The sequence below is a fragment of the Streptomyces sp. NPDC028298 genome (genome assembly GCF_055565895.1).
Genome location: NZ_JBVHTL010000011.1, coordinates 209,725 through 224,596 on the forward strand (window position 1 = coordinate 209,725; position 14,872 = coordinate 224,596).

Annotated in this window: 9 protein-coding genes; 1 reads left to right on the forward strand and 8 read right to left on the reverse strand. The window is 74.2% G+C overall.

What is annotated here, in order from left to right; genetic code table 11:
• Nucleotides 1-27: 27 nt before the first annotated feature.
• The 8 genes from fxsT to ACZ4TO_RS37320 form a co-directional block, all read right to left on the reverse strand.
• Nucleotides 28-3,039 carry an FxSxx-COOH system tetratricopeptide repeat protein gene (fxsT, locus tag ACZ4TO_RS37285; RefSeq protein ID WP_468026516.1) on the reverse strand — a complete coding sequence of 1,004 codons (3,012 nt, stop codon included), beginning with the start codon at nt 3,037-3,039 and terminating at the stop codon, nt 28-30.
• Between the two features lie 273 nt (nt 3,040-3,312).
• Nucleotides 3,313-4,953, reverse strand: a complete 1,641-nt coding sequence (locus ACZ4TO_RS37290) for an aKG-HExxH-type peptide beta-hydroxylase (RefSeq protein ID WP_468026550.1) — start codon at nt 4,951-4,953, stop codon at nt 3,313-3,315.
• Nucleotides 4,953-6,197, reverse strand: a complete 1,245-nt coding sequence (locus tag ACZ4TO_RS37295; RefSeq protein ID WP_468026517.1) for an FxsB family cyclophane-forming radical SAM/SPASM peptide maturase — start codon at nt 6,195-6,197, stop codon at nt 4,953-4,955. Before ACZ4TO_RS37295 ends, ACZ4TO_RS37290 begins: the two co-directional genes overlap by 1 nt.
• Before the next feature lie 265 nt (nt 6,198-6,462).
• A complete protein-coding gene (gene fxsA, locus ACZ4TO_RS37300; protein ID WP_468026518.1) occupies nt 6,463-6,744 on the reverse strand; it encodes an FxSxx-COOH cyclophane-containing RiPP peptide in 282 nt (93 codons plus the stop codon).
• A gap of 53 nt (nt 6,745-6,797) precedes the next feature.
• A complete protein-coding gene (locus ACZ4TO_RS37305) occupies nt 6,798-10,112 on the reverse strand; it encodes an SAV_2336 N-terminal domain-related protein (protein ID WP_468026519.1) in 3,315 nt (1,104 codons plus the stop codon).
• 7 nt (nt 10,113-10,119) lie between these two features.
• A complete protein-coding gene (locus tag ACZ4TO_RS37310; RefSeq protein WP_467841066.1) occupies nt 10,120-11,142 on the reverse strand; it encodes an AAA family ATPase in 1,023 nt (340 codons plus the stop codon).
• A gap of 157 nt (nt 11,143-11,299) precedes the next feature.
• A complete protein-coding gene (locus tag ACZ4TO_RS37315) occupies nt 11,300-13,351 on the reverse strand; it encodes a VMAP-C domain-containing protein (RefSeq protein ID WP_468026520.1) in 2,052 nt (683 codons plus the stop codon).
• A gap of 68 nt (nt 13,352-13,419) precedes the next feature.
• A complete protein-coding gene (locus tag ACZ4TO_RS37320; RefSeq protein WP_468026521.1) occupies nt 13,420-14,484 on the reverse strand; it encodes a CU044_2847 family protein in 1,065 nt (354 codons plus the stop codon).
• Nucleotides 14,485-14,665: 181 nt separating this feature from the next.
• Between ACZ4TO_RS37320 and ACZ4TO_RS37325 the strand changes: the two genes are divergently transcribed.
• Nucleotides 14,666-14,848, forward strand: coding sequence for a DUF6104 family protein (locus tag ACZ4TO_RS37325; RefSeq protein WP_005312030.1), 183 nt, complete (start codon nt 14,666-14,668; stop codon nt 14,846-14,848).
• The last annotated feature ends 24 nt before the right edge of the window (nt 14,849-14,872 follow it).

Below are 14,872 nucleotides of genomic sequence, written 5' to 3' on the forward strand. Positions count from 1 at the left end.
GGGGCCGGGCCCTTTAGGCATCGCGGATCAGGTGGAAAGGGGCTCGAAGTCCCAGTAGGGGCGTTTGCGGTTGCGCGCGGAGATGGTGTGGACGTGCTGGGGCCCCAGGGTGGTGGCCAGGTCGTCGAGGGCCGCCTGCTCGACCTTCTCCGCCTGCCGGCGGTCCCGCAGCCCGCGCAGATCGGCCGCGAGGGCGATACGGGCCGAGAGGGTCAGCGGGTGGGTGCGGCCGAGGATCTCGGTGGCGCGGGTGACGGTGTCCTGGGTGAGCGCGGCGGCCGACTCGGGGTCGCCGATGAGGTTGCGCAGGGCGGCGGCATTGATGGCACAGCCGAGCCTCCAGGGGTGTCGGTCCCCGAGGGCTGCCGTCATGTCGGCCAGTGCCTGCTCGATGACGACATGGGCTTGGTCCCGTTCGCCGACATTGCGCAGGACCAAGGCGTGGTTGGCACGAACACCGGAGATATAGGGGTGCCCCTCGGCGAGCATCACCTCGTAACGGGCGATGACGGACTCGCCGATCTCCCGCGCCTGGTCGATGTCGCCGTGCTCGCGCACGAAGCAGCTCGTGTTGGCGGCGAACCGCAGGGTCTGCGGATGCGTCTCACCCAGCACGCGTTCACAGCGTTCCAGCACCCGGGCGAACAGCGCCCCGGCGGCCCGGCGGTCTCCGCTACGGTACTGACACAGGGCCAGATTGTGATCGGCTTCCAGGGTCTGCGGGTTGTCGGCCCCCATGACGATGCGGTGCTCGCGTGCGCTCTCCGTCTGGATGGACTCTGCCTCGGTATACCGGCCGAGCAACCTGAGATCCGTGGCGAACGAGATCTCGGAACTGAGCGCCCACGGATGCCGGCCGCGCAGGAGCTGCCTGCGTGACTCCATGGTGCGCCGGTCGATGTCCAGCGCCTCTTCGAAGTGCCCGAGCAGCCGCAGCGACACGGCCAGGTTGTTCTGGGCGCCGAGGGTGCGGGAGTCCGCGTCGCCGAGGAGGTCCCGGTAGGCCGTGAAGATCCACCGGGAGAGTTCCAGGGCTTCGTCGTAGCGGGCGAGACCGCGGAGGTCGGCGGCGAGGCCGGTGGCGGCGCGGAGGTGCTCCAGGTCCTGGGGGCCGCGTTCCTCGCGCAGGTGCTCGACGGCCGCGCGCTCGATGGCCTCGGTGTGCTGGTAGTCGCCGACGGCTCGCAGCAGGTTGGCGTAGTGGTGGGTCAGCTCCCACACCCGCGGGTGGTTCTCTCCCAGGAGGGGCCGCCAGGCCTCCATGGCGCGTTCGCCGAGCCTGATGCCCGACTGGTACTCGCCGGAGATGTACATGTACCGCAGGCAGTTGAAGACCAGCATCTGGACCGCGGAGTCCTTGCTCTGCAGCACGTCCGCGTACTTCAGGTGCGGGACGATCTCCGCGTAGCCGGGCCACAGGCGGGTGTCCGTGGGGCGGCGGGGATCGGCGGCGGCGAGGGCGCGGCGGACCACGTCCATGAACTCGCGACGGTCCTCGTCGGGCATGTCCTTGTGGACGATCTGGTGGACCATGCGGTGCAGGTACAGGGACTCGCCGGAAGACGCCGCCTCGTCGCCGGCCGCCTCGTGGGACTCCAGGCGGACGACGGAGTACTGGCGGAGCTGGTTGATCGCCCTGTTCCACAGCAGCGGGTCGTTGAGCAGGCCCGCGATCTGTTCCGGCAGTTGGTCGTGCGGCATCTCCTTCAGAAGGCGTACGGGGATGAAGCCCGGCGCGAAGAAGGTGCACAGGCGGAGCAGGTCGACGGACTCCGGGACGGTGTCGCGGAGTTTGTTCAGCAGTATCGACCAGGCGGTCTGGAAGGCGACCGGGAAGTCGGCGGAGATCTTGACGACGTCCTGGTCGATGCCGCCGTCCAGGAGGGCGATGTACTCCTGCACGGACAGGTCCGAGTCGTTGAGCCAGCCGGCCGTCTGGTCCAGCAGGAGGGGCAAGTCCTCCAGCGCCTCGGCGAGTTGGTCCGCCTCGGGTTCGGTCAGGCGGGGCGCGCGGCGGCGGATGAAGGCGACGGACTCGTCGCGGGCGTAGACCGGCACCTCCAGCAGCTTGCTGTTGTGCTCGCTCCACTCGGGGTTGCGCGAGGTGATCAGGACGTGGCCGGGCCCGGTGGGGACGAGGTCGTAGATCTGGTCGGGCTCGTCGGCGCCGTCCAGGATCAGCAGCCAGCGCGAGTACGGGTCGCCCCGGCGCAGCGAGTCGCGTACGGCACGCAGCCGTTCGCCGTACTCGGCACCGGTCGAGAGGCCCAACTGCGGTGCCAGTTCGGCCAGTCGGCGCCGGTAGGTGACGCGCTTCTCGGCGTTGACCCACCACACCACGTCGTACTCGGAGCCGAAGCGGTACACGTACTCGGCGGCGAGCTGGGTCTTGCCGACCCCGGACATGCCGTGCAGCGTGACCACGCCCGCGCCCGCCTCGGCGCCCTGGAGCAGGTGGTAGGCGTCGTTCAGGAGCGGCTCGCGGCCGGTGAAGCGGGTGTTGCGGCGGGGTACTCCGCCCCAGACCTCGGGCATGGCGGCCGGGAAGCGGGGGCCGCGCCGGGCACCCTCGACGGACTCGGGGAGAGGTTCGGAAGCCAGGTCGAGGCGTTCCAGGACGCGGCGCTCGGCCTCGTCGGCGCCCATGTTGTTCAGCTCGACCGCGCCGAGCACGGTGGTGGCGGTCGGCAGCGTGCTGTTGGTGACGGAGACGGCCGCGAAGCGGGACGGATCCGGCGCCACGACCTCGCGCAGCGCGGCGTTCCACTCCTCGTGGGTGCGCGGGCCGAGCTGGAAGTACCACTCACTGACGACGATCAGGATGCGGCCCTTGGCCAGGGTCAGGTCGCGCAGCAGGTCGGCGAGGGGCACCTCGGCCGGGGAGTCCCAGCGCTGGTACACCACGCGATGTCCACGCCGCTCCAGACGGTCCCCGATCCAGGCCGCCCAGGCCCGGTTGAAACCGGCGAAGCTGATGGTGACGGTCTGCTTCGCGGACCCCCTCTCGGCTGGCCCGACCGGTGTACGAGCTCCAGACATGCAGCGGCCTCCCCGCGCGTGATTTTAGAACCGCCGCGAGGGTCGGCGATAGGGCGCAGACGCACGCCGGTCGCCGACTCCACGGTTCCTTCCCAAACGTGTTCAGCGTCGATCTTGGCGCACGGGCCCTCCCGCGTCCGGGAAGCGACTTCTTTCGGCGAGGATGGCGCAATCGAGACGGGTCGTGGCCTGATCGGCAGGCGCGCGGGGCGCGTGCCGAGCAGGCGACGCGACTCGATCGGCCTCCGCCGCGCCCCCCTTGGGATGCGGGCTTCATTCGCCCGGCGCGTGGCGCCGGTTCCACAGGGTCCGGGCAGCCTGTACGTACGCCGTCGCGCGCGCCGCGTGTCCGCGCGGCGGAGGCTGTTCGGCGAGCCGTTCGTACACCTCGACCATGCGGTCGACGAACCGGCGTCCCCGCACGGTGAGATCACCCGATCCGACGAGCGCGGGCAGGACGGCCCCGACCTGTGCCTGGCAGCGCGCGTGCTGCGCCCAGGCGGCGTCGCGGCGGGCGGGAAGCGTGGCGGCGAGCGCGCTGCGCTGGAAGAAGTCCGCGAGCGCGAGGTGGGAGTAGGCGCCCTGCAACAGGCCGTCGTACGGGCGGGGGTCAGGACGCCAGGGGGCGAAGTGACGTGCGTCCGGGCTCGCGTGATGAAGCGTCACCATGTCGCTGAGCGCGGCGAGTTTGGCGTGCTGGATCTCGTGGACGAGGGTGGCCGCGAAGGCGGTGGCCGTCGCGGGCGCGCTGCTGAGGATCGCGCCGAAGGCCTCGCGCCGGGTGCCGCTGCAACTGCCGCCCGTGCCGCCGGGGACCGAACCGGGCGGCGCGGCCAGCGGCACCATGCAGCGCAGCAGGGCGGCGGATTCCGCGAGCCGGTTTCCGCCGCCCGTCGCGAGCGCCGCGGCGGTGCCGGACCAAGTGTGCAGCCAGTGCTTGCGGTCGGCTTCGTCGAGCGCGGCCGGGCCGCTCAGGGTGTCCGGGCGGGGGCCGCCGCGGGCGGTGCGGTACGGGTCGAGGTCGTCCAGCGGTACGGCGGCGGAGCCCGGCACCAGACCGGGCAGCGTGTACGCCGATGTCCAGGCCGCCGACTCCGACCAGGCGCCGGTTCCGCTCTGCGGGCGGACGACCACGTCCGTCTCGCCGCGTCGCCGGAGCGTCAGCCGGCCGCGCCGGTGCACGACGGTCACCTCGGTCGCCCCCGAACCGGGAGCGCCCGTGCGCAGTGCGCCGAGCGAGGGCAGCGCCAGCACGCCGTCGTGGGCTGTCAGGCGTACCGCGTAGGACACCCCGGCACGGGCGGCGGCCGCGGCCGCTAGTGCCCCGAAGTGAGCGAGCGCGCGGTCCTGTTCACGAGAGTCACGGCCGGGGAGCGGACCCGTTCCGGCCCCGAGCGCGCGCAAAGTGTCCCGGGCCCAGGGGCCGATGAAGGGGTGGAGGAGGAAACCGCGTACGAGAGAAACCGGGTTCGGGGACAGCGGATTCGGGTTCGGGGACGCGGGGATCAGCCCCGGGGACGCGGGGTTCGGGTTCGGGGACGCGGGGTTCAGATACGGGGACAGGGGGTGCAGGTTCCCGGACACCGGGTGCGGGTGCTCGGACACCGGGTGCGGGTGCTCGGACACCGGGTGCGGGTGCTCGGACACGGGGTTCGGATGCGCGGACACGGGGACCGGACGGTCGGACCGCTCCCGTCGTTCGGCCTCCTCCAGCAGGGACCAGTCCGCGCGCAGCCGGTTCAGCGCGGCGGCGGGACAGACGTCCGGAGCGGCCGACTCCGCGGCGTCGAGGACCGCGCGGAGCAGGAGCAGCCGGCGGGTGTGCTGGTCGCGGACGAGGAGCCCGAGGGTCTCGGGGCCGCCTTCGGTGCGGCCGAGTTCGTCCACGGCCCGATCCGGGACCGCGGGGAGGATCACGGGACATCTCCTTGGGAAGCGGCGGGGGTGGCGGGGACGGCGGCCTCCGTGAGCCTCCCGGCGACATGGCGGATGAATCGCTGGAGGTCGGCGCAGTACACGGACGGGTTGGCGAAGCCGTGGCCGGCCCGGTATCGATGCGCGTAGTGTCCGCCGCCGCACACGGAGAGCAGGGGGCAGGCACGGCAGCGCGCGGCGAGCGAGGCGGCCCCCGCCTGCCGGGCCGCGACGCCGGGGTGGCGCAGAGCCTGGTCGAAACTGTTCCGGAAGACGTCGAGCCCGGTCCGGGCGGCCCCCTCGTAACAGGACTTGAGGGAGTCGACCTGTTCGATGGAGCCGTCGGTCTCGACGACGACGGCGTCGAAGGGCGCGAGGCCGAGCGACTCGGTGGCGGCGGGCAGCCCGAGCAGCAGCGCCAGGCACTCCTCGAAGAGCCGCACGCGCGTCTCGCGCCGCCCGGCCCGCCACCAGCGGTCGAAGACGGCGCACAACCAGTCGCCGTAGGGGGTTCCCGGTCCCTGCCGGTGCAGTGGGGGCGCGGACCAGTTGCCGTGCGGGAGCAGCAGGTCGAGGGCGGGTGGCCGGAGCGCGAGCAGGGACTCGTACAGCTCGACCGGGTCCGTCGTGGGGTCGACGACAGTGAGGATCCCGGCGTACGCCTCCGGGTGGCGTTCGGCGATGAGCCGGGCGCCGCGCGCGGCGGCGGGCCAGGACGGGCGGCCGGCGTGGTCGGTGCGCAGCGTGTTGTGCTCGGGCAGGCCGCCGTCCAGGCTGATGCCGACGCGGACGGAGTGCCGGGCCAGGACGGCGAGCCGCCGTTCGGTGAGCAGGGTGGCGTTGGTCTGGACGGTGGCGTGCACGGTGCAGTCGTGCGGGACCAGGTCGCGTACGAGGCCGGCGAACCGGACGAGGGTGTCCGCGCCGGCCAGGAGGGGTTCGCCGCCGTGCAGGACCAGGGACAGGGCCGTCATGCCGTGGGCGTCGGCGTGTTCGCCGATCCGCTCCGCGGTCCGTTCCAGGACCTCGGCGGGGGCGGCGGCGGGGCGGGTGCGCCAGGTGTGGTCGGGGCCTTCGTAGAGGTAGCAGTAGCGGCAGGCGAGGTTGCAGCGGCCGTGCATCTTGACGATGAACTGCCGGAAGGGAAAGGGCGGTTCGGGTACGGGACCGTCCCACGGAGGTCGTACGGGGTGCGGCGCGGAGGTCACGGCGACCGGTGCCGGAGTCGATGCCGGAATCGGCATGGGCTTCGCCATCGGCATCGGCAGGGGTGTCGGTGTCGGGGAGGTCGCCTCTGCAGACACTCCGGCACCCCCATGGTGTACGGCCGCACGATCCCACGCCGCGAACCGCGCCACGGCCCCCTGCCCGTACCGGGCGACATGCCCGTCCGCGTGCCGGTCACAAACACCGGCCGTCCGAAGTTGTCCGGTTCATTCACAGGGGTGGCTGGCCTTGAACTGACCGCTGGTGAGCGACGGTTGTCCGGGCGGTCGCTCACTTCGCGGTTCAGAAGGCGTTGTTGAACCCCCAGAGCATCTCGCTCGGTTCTCCGGCGCGGGCTCGCAGGTCGGCCAGCACGTCCGTCAGGACCGGGTGTCGGACGGTCCGCAGCTCGGCGAGGTCCAGCTCCAGCAGGTCGGGGACCGGGAGGTCCGCCGGGTCCGGCGCCCGGGTCGCCGCGTCCCCGACGGCGTCGTCCCGCACGCCATCCCGTACGTCGTCGTCCCGCACGCCATCCCGTACGTCGTCGTCCCGTATCCCGTCCTGCGCGTCGTCCCGTGCGCCCATGTCGTCTCCCTCGCCGTCCCTGACTCCGCCCCGGCGGCCGCCGGCAGGCGCTCTCACTCCAGCTCGGCCAGCCGCTGTGCCGTCTGGCGGGCCGTCGGCTCTCCCGTGCTCGCGACGCCGTCCGGCAGCCTGGACCACTCGGTCCGTGCGGCCCGGTAGGCCTCGCGCGCGGCACGCGGGCGCGCCGCCGCTTCGTAGGACATACCCCGCCAGTGCTGTGCCCGAGCGGCCAGTTCCACGGCCTCCTGGCGCGAGCGCTCCGTCTCCGCTTCCTCCTCGGCCTCGCGGGCCGACTCGGCCGCGGCCCGGAAGGCGTCGATGGCCTCGTCGAGCCGCGCCTTGCGGCCGAGGCTCTGGTACGCCTCGAACTGGGCCTGTCCGAGCTCCAGCCAGCAGTGGGCGGTGGTGAGCGGCGGGCCGTCCTCCAGGGCCGCGAGGCCGAAGAGGTGCTCGGCCTCGCGCAGGTCGACCCGGTCACCGCGGGCGCGGTAGCGCAGCATCAGCGCGCGGCCGAGGAGCAGCAGGCGGTGGGCGAGTTCACCGCTGCCCGCGGGCGTCTCCGTACGGCAGTCCCGCAGCACCCGGATGGCCCGGTACAGCGATTCGCCGGGGACGCGCGCGCTGTCCGCCACGGCGTGGCGCAGCAGGGCCTCGCCCCATTCGGCGAGGACGTCGGCGTGCGCGGGGGCGTCCCGGGGCACGCCGCGGGAGGCCTGCTCGAACCGCGCGGCGGCGTCCTGGAGTTCGCGCGGGTCGCCCGTGTCGGCGTACCGGGCGACGTGGACGCGTCCGGCGCGCACCAGCAGGGCGGAGCGCAGCCCCTGGTCGCGGGTCAGGGCGAGCGCCTCTTCGACGTGGTCCCGGGCGTCGTCCAGCGCGCCGCCGGACCCCAGGATCGCGTCGACGAGGTCGAGGAGGATGCGGACGCGTGAGGACCGGCCGTCGGGCGCGGGCGTGTCCTCCGGTTCGGTCTCCAGGGCGGCGCGCAGGGAGCGTGCGCCCTGTTCCGCGTACAGCCTGGCCTGTTCGTGGTCGGCGGTGGCGCCCGAGAGGCGCAGCAGGACGCGGCCGTGGGCGAGCGGGAGCCCGGAGGGGCGGCTTCGCCGGTCGGGCCACACGTCGGCGAACGCCTCCAGCATGCCGACCGCGCCCTGGAGGAGCGCGCTGTCGCCGCCGAGACGCCACTGCGACTCCAGCGCCCGGACCCGTTCCAGGGTGAGCGCCAGGGCCTCGGCGGCGTCCAGGCCGGGCGCGGCGCAGGCCACGGCGTACTCGCGGTCGGCGCGGCGCAGCAGGTCGAGCGCGCCGCGCCGGTCGCCGCGCCGCCTGCGGTCGGTGGCGGCGGCGTGCAGCACCCGGGCCAGGACGGCCCTCTCGCGCAGGGCCCGGGGGTGCGCGACGGCGCGTTCGGCGGCGGCCTCCGCCTCGCGCAGCAGGTCCGCGCCGCCCTGCACCTCCCACAGCAGCAGGACGCAGTTGGCGTACTCGGCCCACAGTTCGGGGTCGGCGCCGGGGAGCACTTCGTGTTCGGTCGCGCCGCGCAGCAGTTGTACGGCGTCGATGAGGTCCTGCACCATGCGGTCGCTGCCGAACTGACCGGCCAGTGAGCGGGCCCTGAGCACGGCGGGGTGGGTGGGCCCGCGGCCCGGCGGGTCGTCGGGGTGGCGGGTCGGCGCGTAGGTGGCGAAGTGTTCAGGCAGCGGCATGAATCGCTCCAGTACCCGTGCGGCGACCTCGGCGAAGGGCTGGGGGACGAGGGTGGCGCCGCCGTTGTCACCGTTCTCGCCCGGGTATCCGGCGCCGGGCGACAGGGGTGGTCCGGAGCCGTCCTCGCCGAGCTGGGCCAGGGCCAGGGCGGGGAAGTTGGGGCCTCCCTTGCCGAAGCGCTGCTCGATGTACTCGGAACAGTGCTTGAGCACCAGCATGGCCTCGTCCAGGCCCAGCGGGGACAGCAGGGCTTCCTGCGCGCCGGGCGCGAACTCGTACCACTGGGTGCCGTCCGCGCCGTAGTCCTCGGCCTTGGCGCGGGAGACCAGCCCGCTGAGCAGGACTTCGGCCAGTTCGGCGGGCCCGGAGTCGGGGAGCATGGTGCGCTGGACGAGCTGCATGACGGGGAGGCTGAGGGGGGCCGCGGCCAGGTAGCCGGCCAGTCGGCCCGCGGTCTTGGACGCGTTGGAGCGGAACCGGCTGACCAGTTCGAGCCCGGACATCCGGCGTCCTGGGCGGGCGCTCGGGGCGGGCTCGTGGTGCCTGCGCACCCAGCCGACGGCGCCGGCAACGGGTCCGGCGCCGGCTCCGGAGAGCAGGCGGGCCCAGGCGCCGAGCGCGGCGGGCTCGGGCGGCAGGACGGGCACGGGGAGCGCGCCGCCGCGTGCCTCCGGCGGGGTGCCGGCGGGCAGCCGGACCTTGAGTGTGGCGGCGCCCGCGAGGGCTTCGCCGCGTGTCAGTTCGCCGTACGACACCGGGAGCCGGGTGCGGTTCCACATGCGCTGCGGCAGCGGCTGGAGTACGGCGGCGGGGCCCAGCCGGGACAGGTGGTGCAGGAGTCGGTGGGCGTGGCCGCTGTGCCACAGGGGTCCCGCGCAGTCGCTGACGAGGAGGGTGACGCGGCGGCCCGTCGGGTCGCTGAGCCGGTCGGCGGAGTGCAGCGGGGCCGCCCCGGGTTCGGGGCTGCGGCTGACGGCGGGTTCTCCGTCCGGGCCCTGGTGGAGGTGGCTGATCTGGATGTCCCGGAAGGCGCCGAGCCGGCTGAAGACCTGTTCCAGTTCGGCGAACATCCGGTCCCACACGCGCATGGACGAGGAGGCGTCCATGACGAGCTGGAGCGCGGCGTCGGCGCGGGTGACGCCGCGGAACACCGGCAGGACCAACCCGCCGGCCCGGGCGGTCCGTTCGGCGGTCTCCGGCTCGTCGAGGACGGTGCGCAGGGGTGGTGCGGCGGTGCGGTACGCCTGCAACGGGCGTAATGCGCGCTGGAGTTCGAGGGGGGAGGGAAACGCGGGCGCGGCGGGGACGCCGACCGGCAGCACCGCCGAGCGGCCCTGTCCGTAGCCGCGCGGCGCGCCGTCGCGCGGCACCGGGTAGAGGGCGACGCGCCGGTCCTGTTCCGTGTCCGGCCACGCCGGGCCGGGCCGGTCGCCGGGCGCCGTTCCTTCTTCTCCCCGCGGGTCCGGGCGTCCGGCGGCCGGGTCCTCGGCCGCCGTCGCGCGGCCGGACGGCCCTGCGCCGCCCTGTTCGTCGCCGGTCCCGTCCGTCGGGCGCGACCAGCGGGCCAGCCACAGCGCGTCGGCCAGTTGCCGGGCATCGGGATCCAGCCCGGTCCGCCGTATCCGGGCGATGAGTTCGGCGATCGGGTCGCCGCCGGTCATCAGCGCGTCACCTCGGGCGGTCGAGTCGCTGGATGAGCAGGTCGGCGAGCCGGTCGCGGCTGGGCGGGGCCGCGGCGTCGGTGAGGTGGATGGCGTTCAGGAGCTGGTCGGCGGCGACGAGTTCGCTGCGCGAGCGCTCCAGGAAGTGGGTGATCAGGTCGTCCCCGGCGCGCGCGGCCTCGTCGCCGAGGTGGGCGCGTACGAAGGTGGCGAGCCGCTTGTGGTCGGGGCGGCCCAGTTCGAGGTGGATGCAGCGGCGCATGAGCGGGGCGGGGAAGTCGCGTTCGCCGTTGCTGGTGAGGACGACGAAGGGGAAGGCGTGGCAGCGCACCCGGCCGTCGCGCACCCGGGCCTTGGTGCCGTCGGCGGTGAGGACCGCGGCCTCGCCGCCGGGCAGCCGGTCGGCGACGCGCTGGAGTTCGGGTATCTCGAACTCGCCTTCCTCCAGGACGTTCAGGAGGTCGTTGGGCAGGTCGATGTCGCTCTTGTCCAGCTCGTCGATGAGCAGGACGCGCGGGGTCTCGGAGGGCAGCAGCGCGGTGCCGAGCGGGCCGAGCCGGATGTAGCTGCCGATGCCCTCGACGGAACCGGGGGCGCCGGGTTCGGCGGGGCCGGCGCCGTGCGGGGCGGCGAGCTGCACGTCCTGGAGCCGGGCGATCGCGTCGTAGTGGTAGAGGCCGTCCCGCAGCGTGGAGCGGCTGACGATCGGCCAGCGCAGGACGTTGCCGAGGCCGAGTTCGTACGCCACCGAGTGCGCGAGCGTGCTCTTGCCCGCGCCGGGGCTGCCGGTGACCAGCAGGGGCCGGCGCAGATAGAGCGCCGCGTTGATCATCTCGAGTTCCTCGGCGCCGGGCCGGTGCAGTTCGGCCAGGTGCCGGTAGGCGCCCAGCCTGCGGTCCTCGGAGCCGTCGCCGTCGGTGGCGTCCCGGCTCGCGAAGTCGCGCCACGGCGGCGGGGCCGGCAGCCGGTTCATGCCGTCGTGGGGTTCGCCTGCGCCTCGGTAGATGAGCCACTCGCTGGAATCGGTCATTGCCCAGTCCTCGTCGTCACTCGTCCACCCCGGAAACCGTCGATCGTCGCCTCACCGTATCGATCCACGGAGGGCCCCGTAAGGCCCCAAGAGGGGCTCGTGGCAGCCCGGTTCGGCCTCTTTCGAGCATCGTGCGACAACGGCTCCACCGATGCGGTCATGGCGCCTCCAGCAGGTCTCCGGTCCCGGGCAGGGGCCGGCGCGGATCGTCGTAGAACAGGGCGATCCCATGGGCCCAGTAGGTCTCCGGCCGGCCCTCGCGCAATCCGGCCCGCAGGGCGTGCACGAGGGCGGGGAGCCGGTCCGCGCCGCCCGCGCCCGCCACCGTGTCGCCGGCTCTTCGGTGGAACTCGCCGCAGACCGCTTCGGACTGGCCGCGCCAGCGCCGCCACAGCGCGACGCCGTATCCGCCGTGCACGATCCGGACGAGCGCGACCGGGTCGTCCTCGAAGCGGTGGTCCCCGTAGCGGCAGAGCACCGGGACGGTCCTGTGCGGCAGGCCGCGCAGCGACTCCGCCGCCGGTACCGGTACCCGCAGACCGTCCTCGCAGTCGAGGACCTCGGCCTGCGCGCCGTGTGCGTGGATCCACCGCCAGCGGGCCTCGCGCTCGTGCCGCTCCTCGTCGGCGGGGAGCGGCTTTCCGGCGTCGAAGGCCGTGTCGGCGGGTTCGGGGAGCTGTTCCCGGTCGGCGCAGCGCACGACGACGGGCCGGTGGGCGCCGAGCGGCGCCTCGTCCGGCCCGAACTGCCAGGCGTCGACGTCGAGTCCGAGCAGCAGATGGGGCAGCGCCACCTGGAGGTCGACGGGCCGTCCGGGTTCGTCGCACTGGCGGAAGGCCTCGGTGAGGGGTGCCGCGAGGACGGCGGGCAGTTCCTCCAGCGGGGTGCGGTCGCCGTCCCGCAGCCGCACCACCTCCCCGGTCGGCCGGCCCACGGAGACGTGCCAGTCGCAGCGGCCGGGCTCCCAGCCGAGCTGTTCCAGTTCGAGCAGGACGTAGAGCCGGGGCGCACGATCGGCGCTCCGCGCGGTGGCGTGCGCCGCTCCTGCTTCCACCGTCGAGCGGCCGTGGGGCGCCAACTGGAGCCTTTCGATCCACTGTTGGCCGAGGCGGCGTCGGTAGGCGGGGCCGGGACGGCCCTCGGCGGTCTGCCGCACCCACTCCCACAGCGCCCGTTCGGCGGCCCGGGTGCCCGGCGTGACGAAGGGGCGTTCGGCGGACATCGCCCGCATGGCGTAGTCGAGGACGAGGTCGAGGGCCGCGTCCTGGCGCGAGCTCTCGTACAGCGCCCCGAGCCCGTCGCGCCAGCCGCGCGGGGCCGGGTGCGGGATCGCCGCCTGGTCGCCCAGCAGGGATTCGAGCAGGCCGAGCAGGGCGCGGGTGCTGGCGGGCGGCGGCAGATCGGCGAGCCTGCCGAGCAGTTGGGTCCGCTCCTCGGGGCTGAGGGCCCGGCCGGGCCGGGCGCCGAGCTGGTTCTGGACGTCGGCCCAGGTGCTGCGGTCGGTGTCCGGGTGGCGCTGCCGGTCCCGGTGGTAGCGGTCGTGCGCGTGGAAGACGGCGTGGTACGGGTCGTCGTGCTCGGCGGTGGGCTCCTCGGCCGGCACCGGGAGCGACCGCAACTGCTCCACGCCCGTGCAGGTCCCGCCCAGACCGCGGTCCGTGCGCGACTTCAGGACACCGACGACCTCACCGCGTACGGGGTCCACGACCGGCCCGCCCGAGACGCCGGGCGGCAGCACGTCGCCGCCGAGGCGGATCTGTTCGTCGTCGGACCAGCCGCCGAGCGTGCCCTGGACCGTGCACGTGCCGCTCAGCCGGCGCAGCTCCCCGCCGACCACGGACCAGCCGGAGTAGAGGACGACGGACTCCTCGTAGTAGGCGGCCGGGCGCTCGGTGACGTACGCGCAGTCGTGGTCCACCGGCTCGCGCAGCCGTACCAGCGCGAGGTCGGGGGACGGCCAGGTGCCGCGGGCCGGCAGCCCGGCGCGGTCCGGGAGGACCGTCGCGACCTCGCCGGTGACGGCGGACGTACCGCGGCCCGGTCCCCTCTCATACACCACCGTCACCTCGTTCCCCTCCCCGCTCCAGACCACATGCGCGCAGGTCAGAACCCAGTTCGGAGCGATGAAGAAGCCGCTCCCGAGGAACGTGCCGGGTTCGTCCAGGGCATACCCGGGGCCCGCGCGATGGATGCGCACGGTGGCGGCCATGACGAGATCACGCAGCGCACGGTGAGCGTTCCCGGGGCCGCCCGATGCGCCCGGGGCGTGCCCGTCCGTCATGCCCGGCCCCCGCCGGAGGGGTCGGTGGCCCCACCGTGCGCCGAGGCGCCGGGAGACGCGCCCGCGCGCGGTGCCGCCCGGTCCGGGCCGGGTGACCCGGTGTGCGGGAGGGTCGCGTCCCCTCCGGCGGGGGCGGGTGGCCGCGCCTGCGGGATGGCCGCGGGCCCGTCCGGGGCGGGCGATCCCGCGTGCAGGACTGCGGTCCCCGGTCCGTCCGTCTCGGGTCGCCCCGCGTGCGGGGCGGTGGTCCCGGTGCCTCCGGCGGGGGCTGGCGGCCGCGCCTGCGGGATGGTCGCGGGCCCGTCCGGGGCGGGTGACCCCGCGTGCGGGACAGCGGTCTCCGGTCCGTCCGTCTCGGGTCGCCCCATGTGCGGGACAGCGGTCCCGGACCCGTCCGCGTCGGGTCGCCCCGCGTGCGGGGCGGTGGTCCCGGTGCCTCCGGCAGGGGCTGGCGGCCGCGCCTGCGGGATGGCCGTGGACCCCTCCGGGGCGGGTGACCCCGCGTGCGGGAGGCCCCCGTCTCCTCCGGCAGAGGCTGGCGGCCGCGCCTGCGGGATGGTCCCGGGCCCGTCCGGGGCGGGTGATCCCGCGTGCGGGACAGCGGTCTCCGGTCCGTCCGTCTCGGGTCGCCCCGCGTGCGGGACAGCGGTCCGGGACCCGTCCGTGTCGGGTCGCCCCGTGTGTGGGGCGGTGGTCACGGTGCCTTCCAGGTCGGGTGGGGCGCCGTTCCAGGTGAGTGTCACCGTGATGCCCGCCTTGGCCTCGCCGTCCGCGAGCAGTCCGACCACCTTGCCGGCCTTCGCCGTCAGCTCGATGCCGAACTCGACGCTGACCTCGTCGGGCCGCACCGCGCGCAGCGGGGCCGCGAGCGAGCGGGCGACCCCGGTGATCAGCGACTGCAGGGACTCGACCTGCGCCTCGACCCGCTCCGCGAAGCCGACGTCCGTCAGCGACAGCTCGCCGCCGGGATCCTCCAGTTCGTCCGCTCCCGAGATCCGGGCCCACACCGGTGTCCCGTCGGGCATCTCGATCCGTGCGATGCGCGTCACCGCGTCGCTCATGGCATCCCCCGTTCCCCCACGCCCCCGTGGTCCGAGCCGACCTTGCAGGCTAGCGTCGGCGGCCCCCGCACGACAGGGGCCCTCCGCACGTCCCCGCCCCCGGAGCCCCTCCGTCTGGTCCCTGGCCCCGCCTATCCTTTTCCCAGCGTTCCACTTCCCTTTCACCCACGGAGCACCATCCATGTACTTCACCGACCGCGGCATCGAGGAACTTGAGAAGCGGCGCGGCGAGGAAGAGGTCACCTTCGAGTGGCTCGCCGAGCAGTTGCGTACGTTCGTCGACCTGAACCCGGACTTCGAGGTGCCGGTCGAGCGGCTGGCGACCTGGCTGGCCCGCCTGGACGACGAGGACGACGAGGAGTAGGAGCGGAGGCTCCGGGCACCGCCC

What these genes read in the sequence shown, in the direction of transcription:
- fxsA (WP_468026518.1), bottom strand. Translation starts at nt 6,744, where the DNA reads ATGGGCGCACGGGACGACGCGCAGGACGGGATACGGGACGACGACGTA.
- ACZ4TO_RS37305 (WP_468026519.1), bottom strand. Translation starts at nt 10,112, where the DNA reads ATGACCGGCGGCGACCCGATCGCCGAACTCATCGCCCGGATACGGCGG.
- ACZ4TO_RS37295 (WP_468026517.1), bottom strand. Translation starts at nt 6,197, where the DNA reads ATGCCGATTCCGGCATCGACTCCGGCACCGGTCGCCGTGACCTCCGCG.
- fxsT (WP_468026516.1), bottom strand. Translation starts at nt 3,039, where the DNA reads ATGTCTGGAGCTCGTACACCGGTCGGGCCAGCCGAGAGGGGGTCCGCG.
- ACZ4TO_RS37320 (WP_468026521.1), bottom strand. Translation starts at nt 14,484, where the DNA reads ATGAGCGACGCGGTGACGCGCATCGCACGGATCGAGATGCCCGACGGG.
- ACZ4TO_RS37315 (WP_468026520.1), bottom strand. Translation starts at nt 13,351, where the DNA reads ATGGCCGCCACCGTGCGCATCCATCGCGCGGGCCCCGGGTATGCCCTG.
- ACZ4TO_RS37310 (WP_467841066.1), bottom strand. Translation starts at nt 11,142, where the DNA reads ATGACCGATTCCAGCGAGTGGCTCATCTACCGAGGCGCAGGCGAACCC.
- ACZ4TO_RS37325 (WP_005312030.1), top strand. Translation starts at nt 14,666, where the DNA reads ATGTACTTCACCGACCGCGGCATCGAGGAACTTGAGAAGCGGCGCGGC.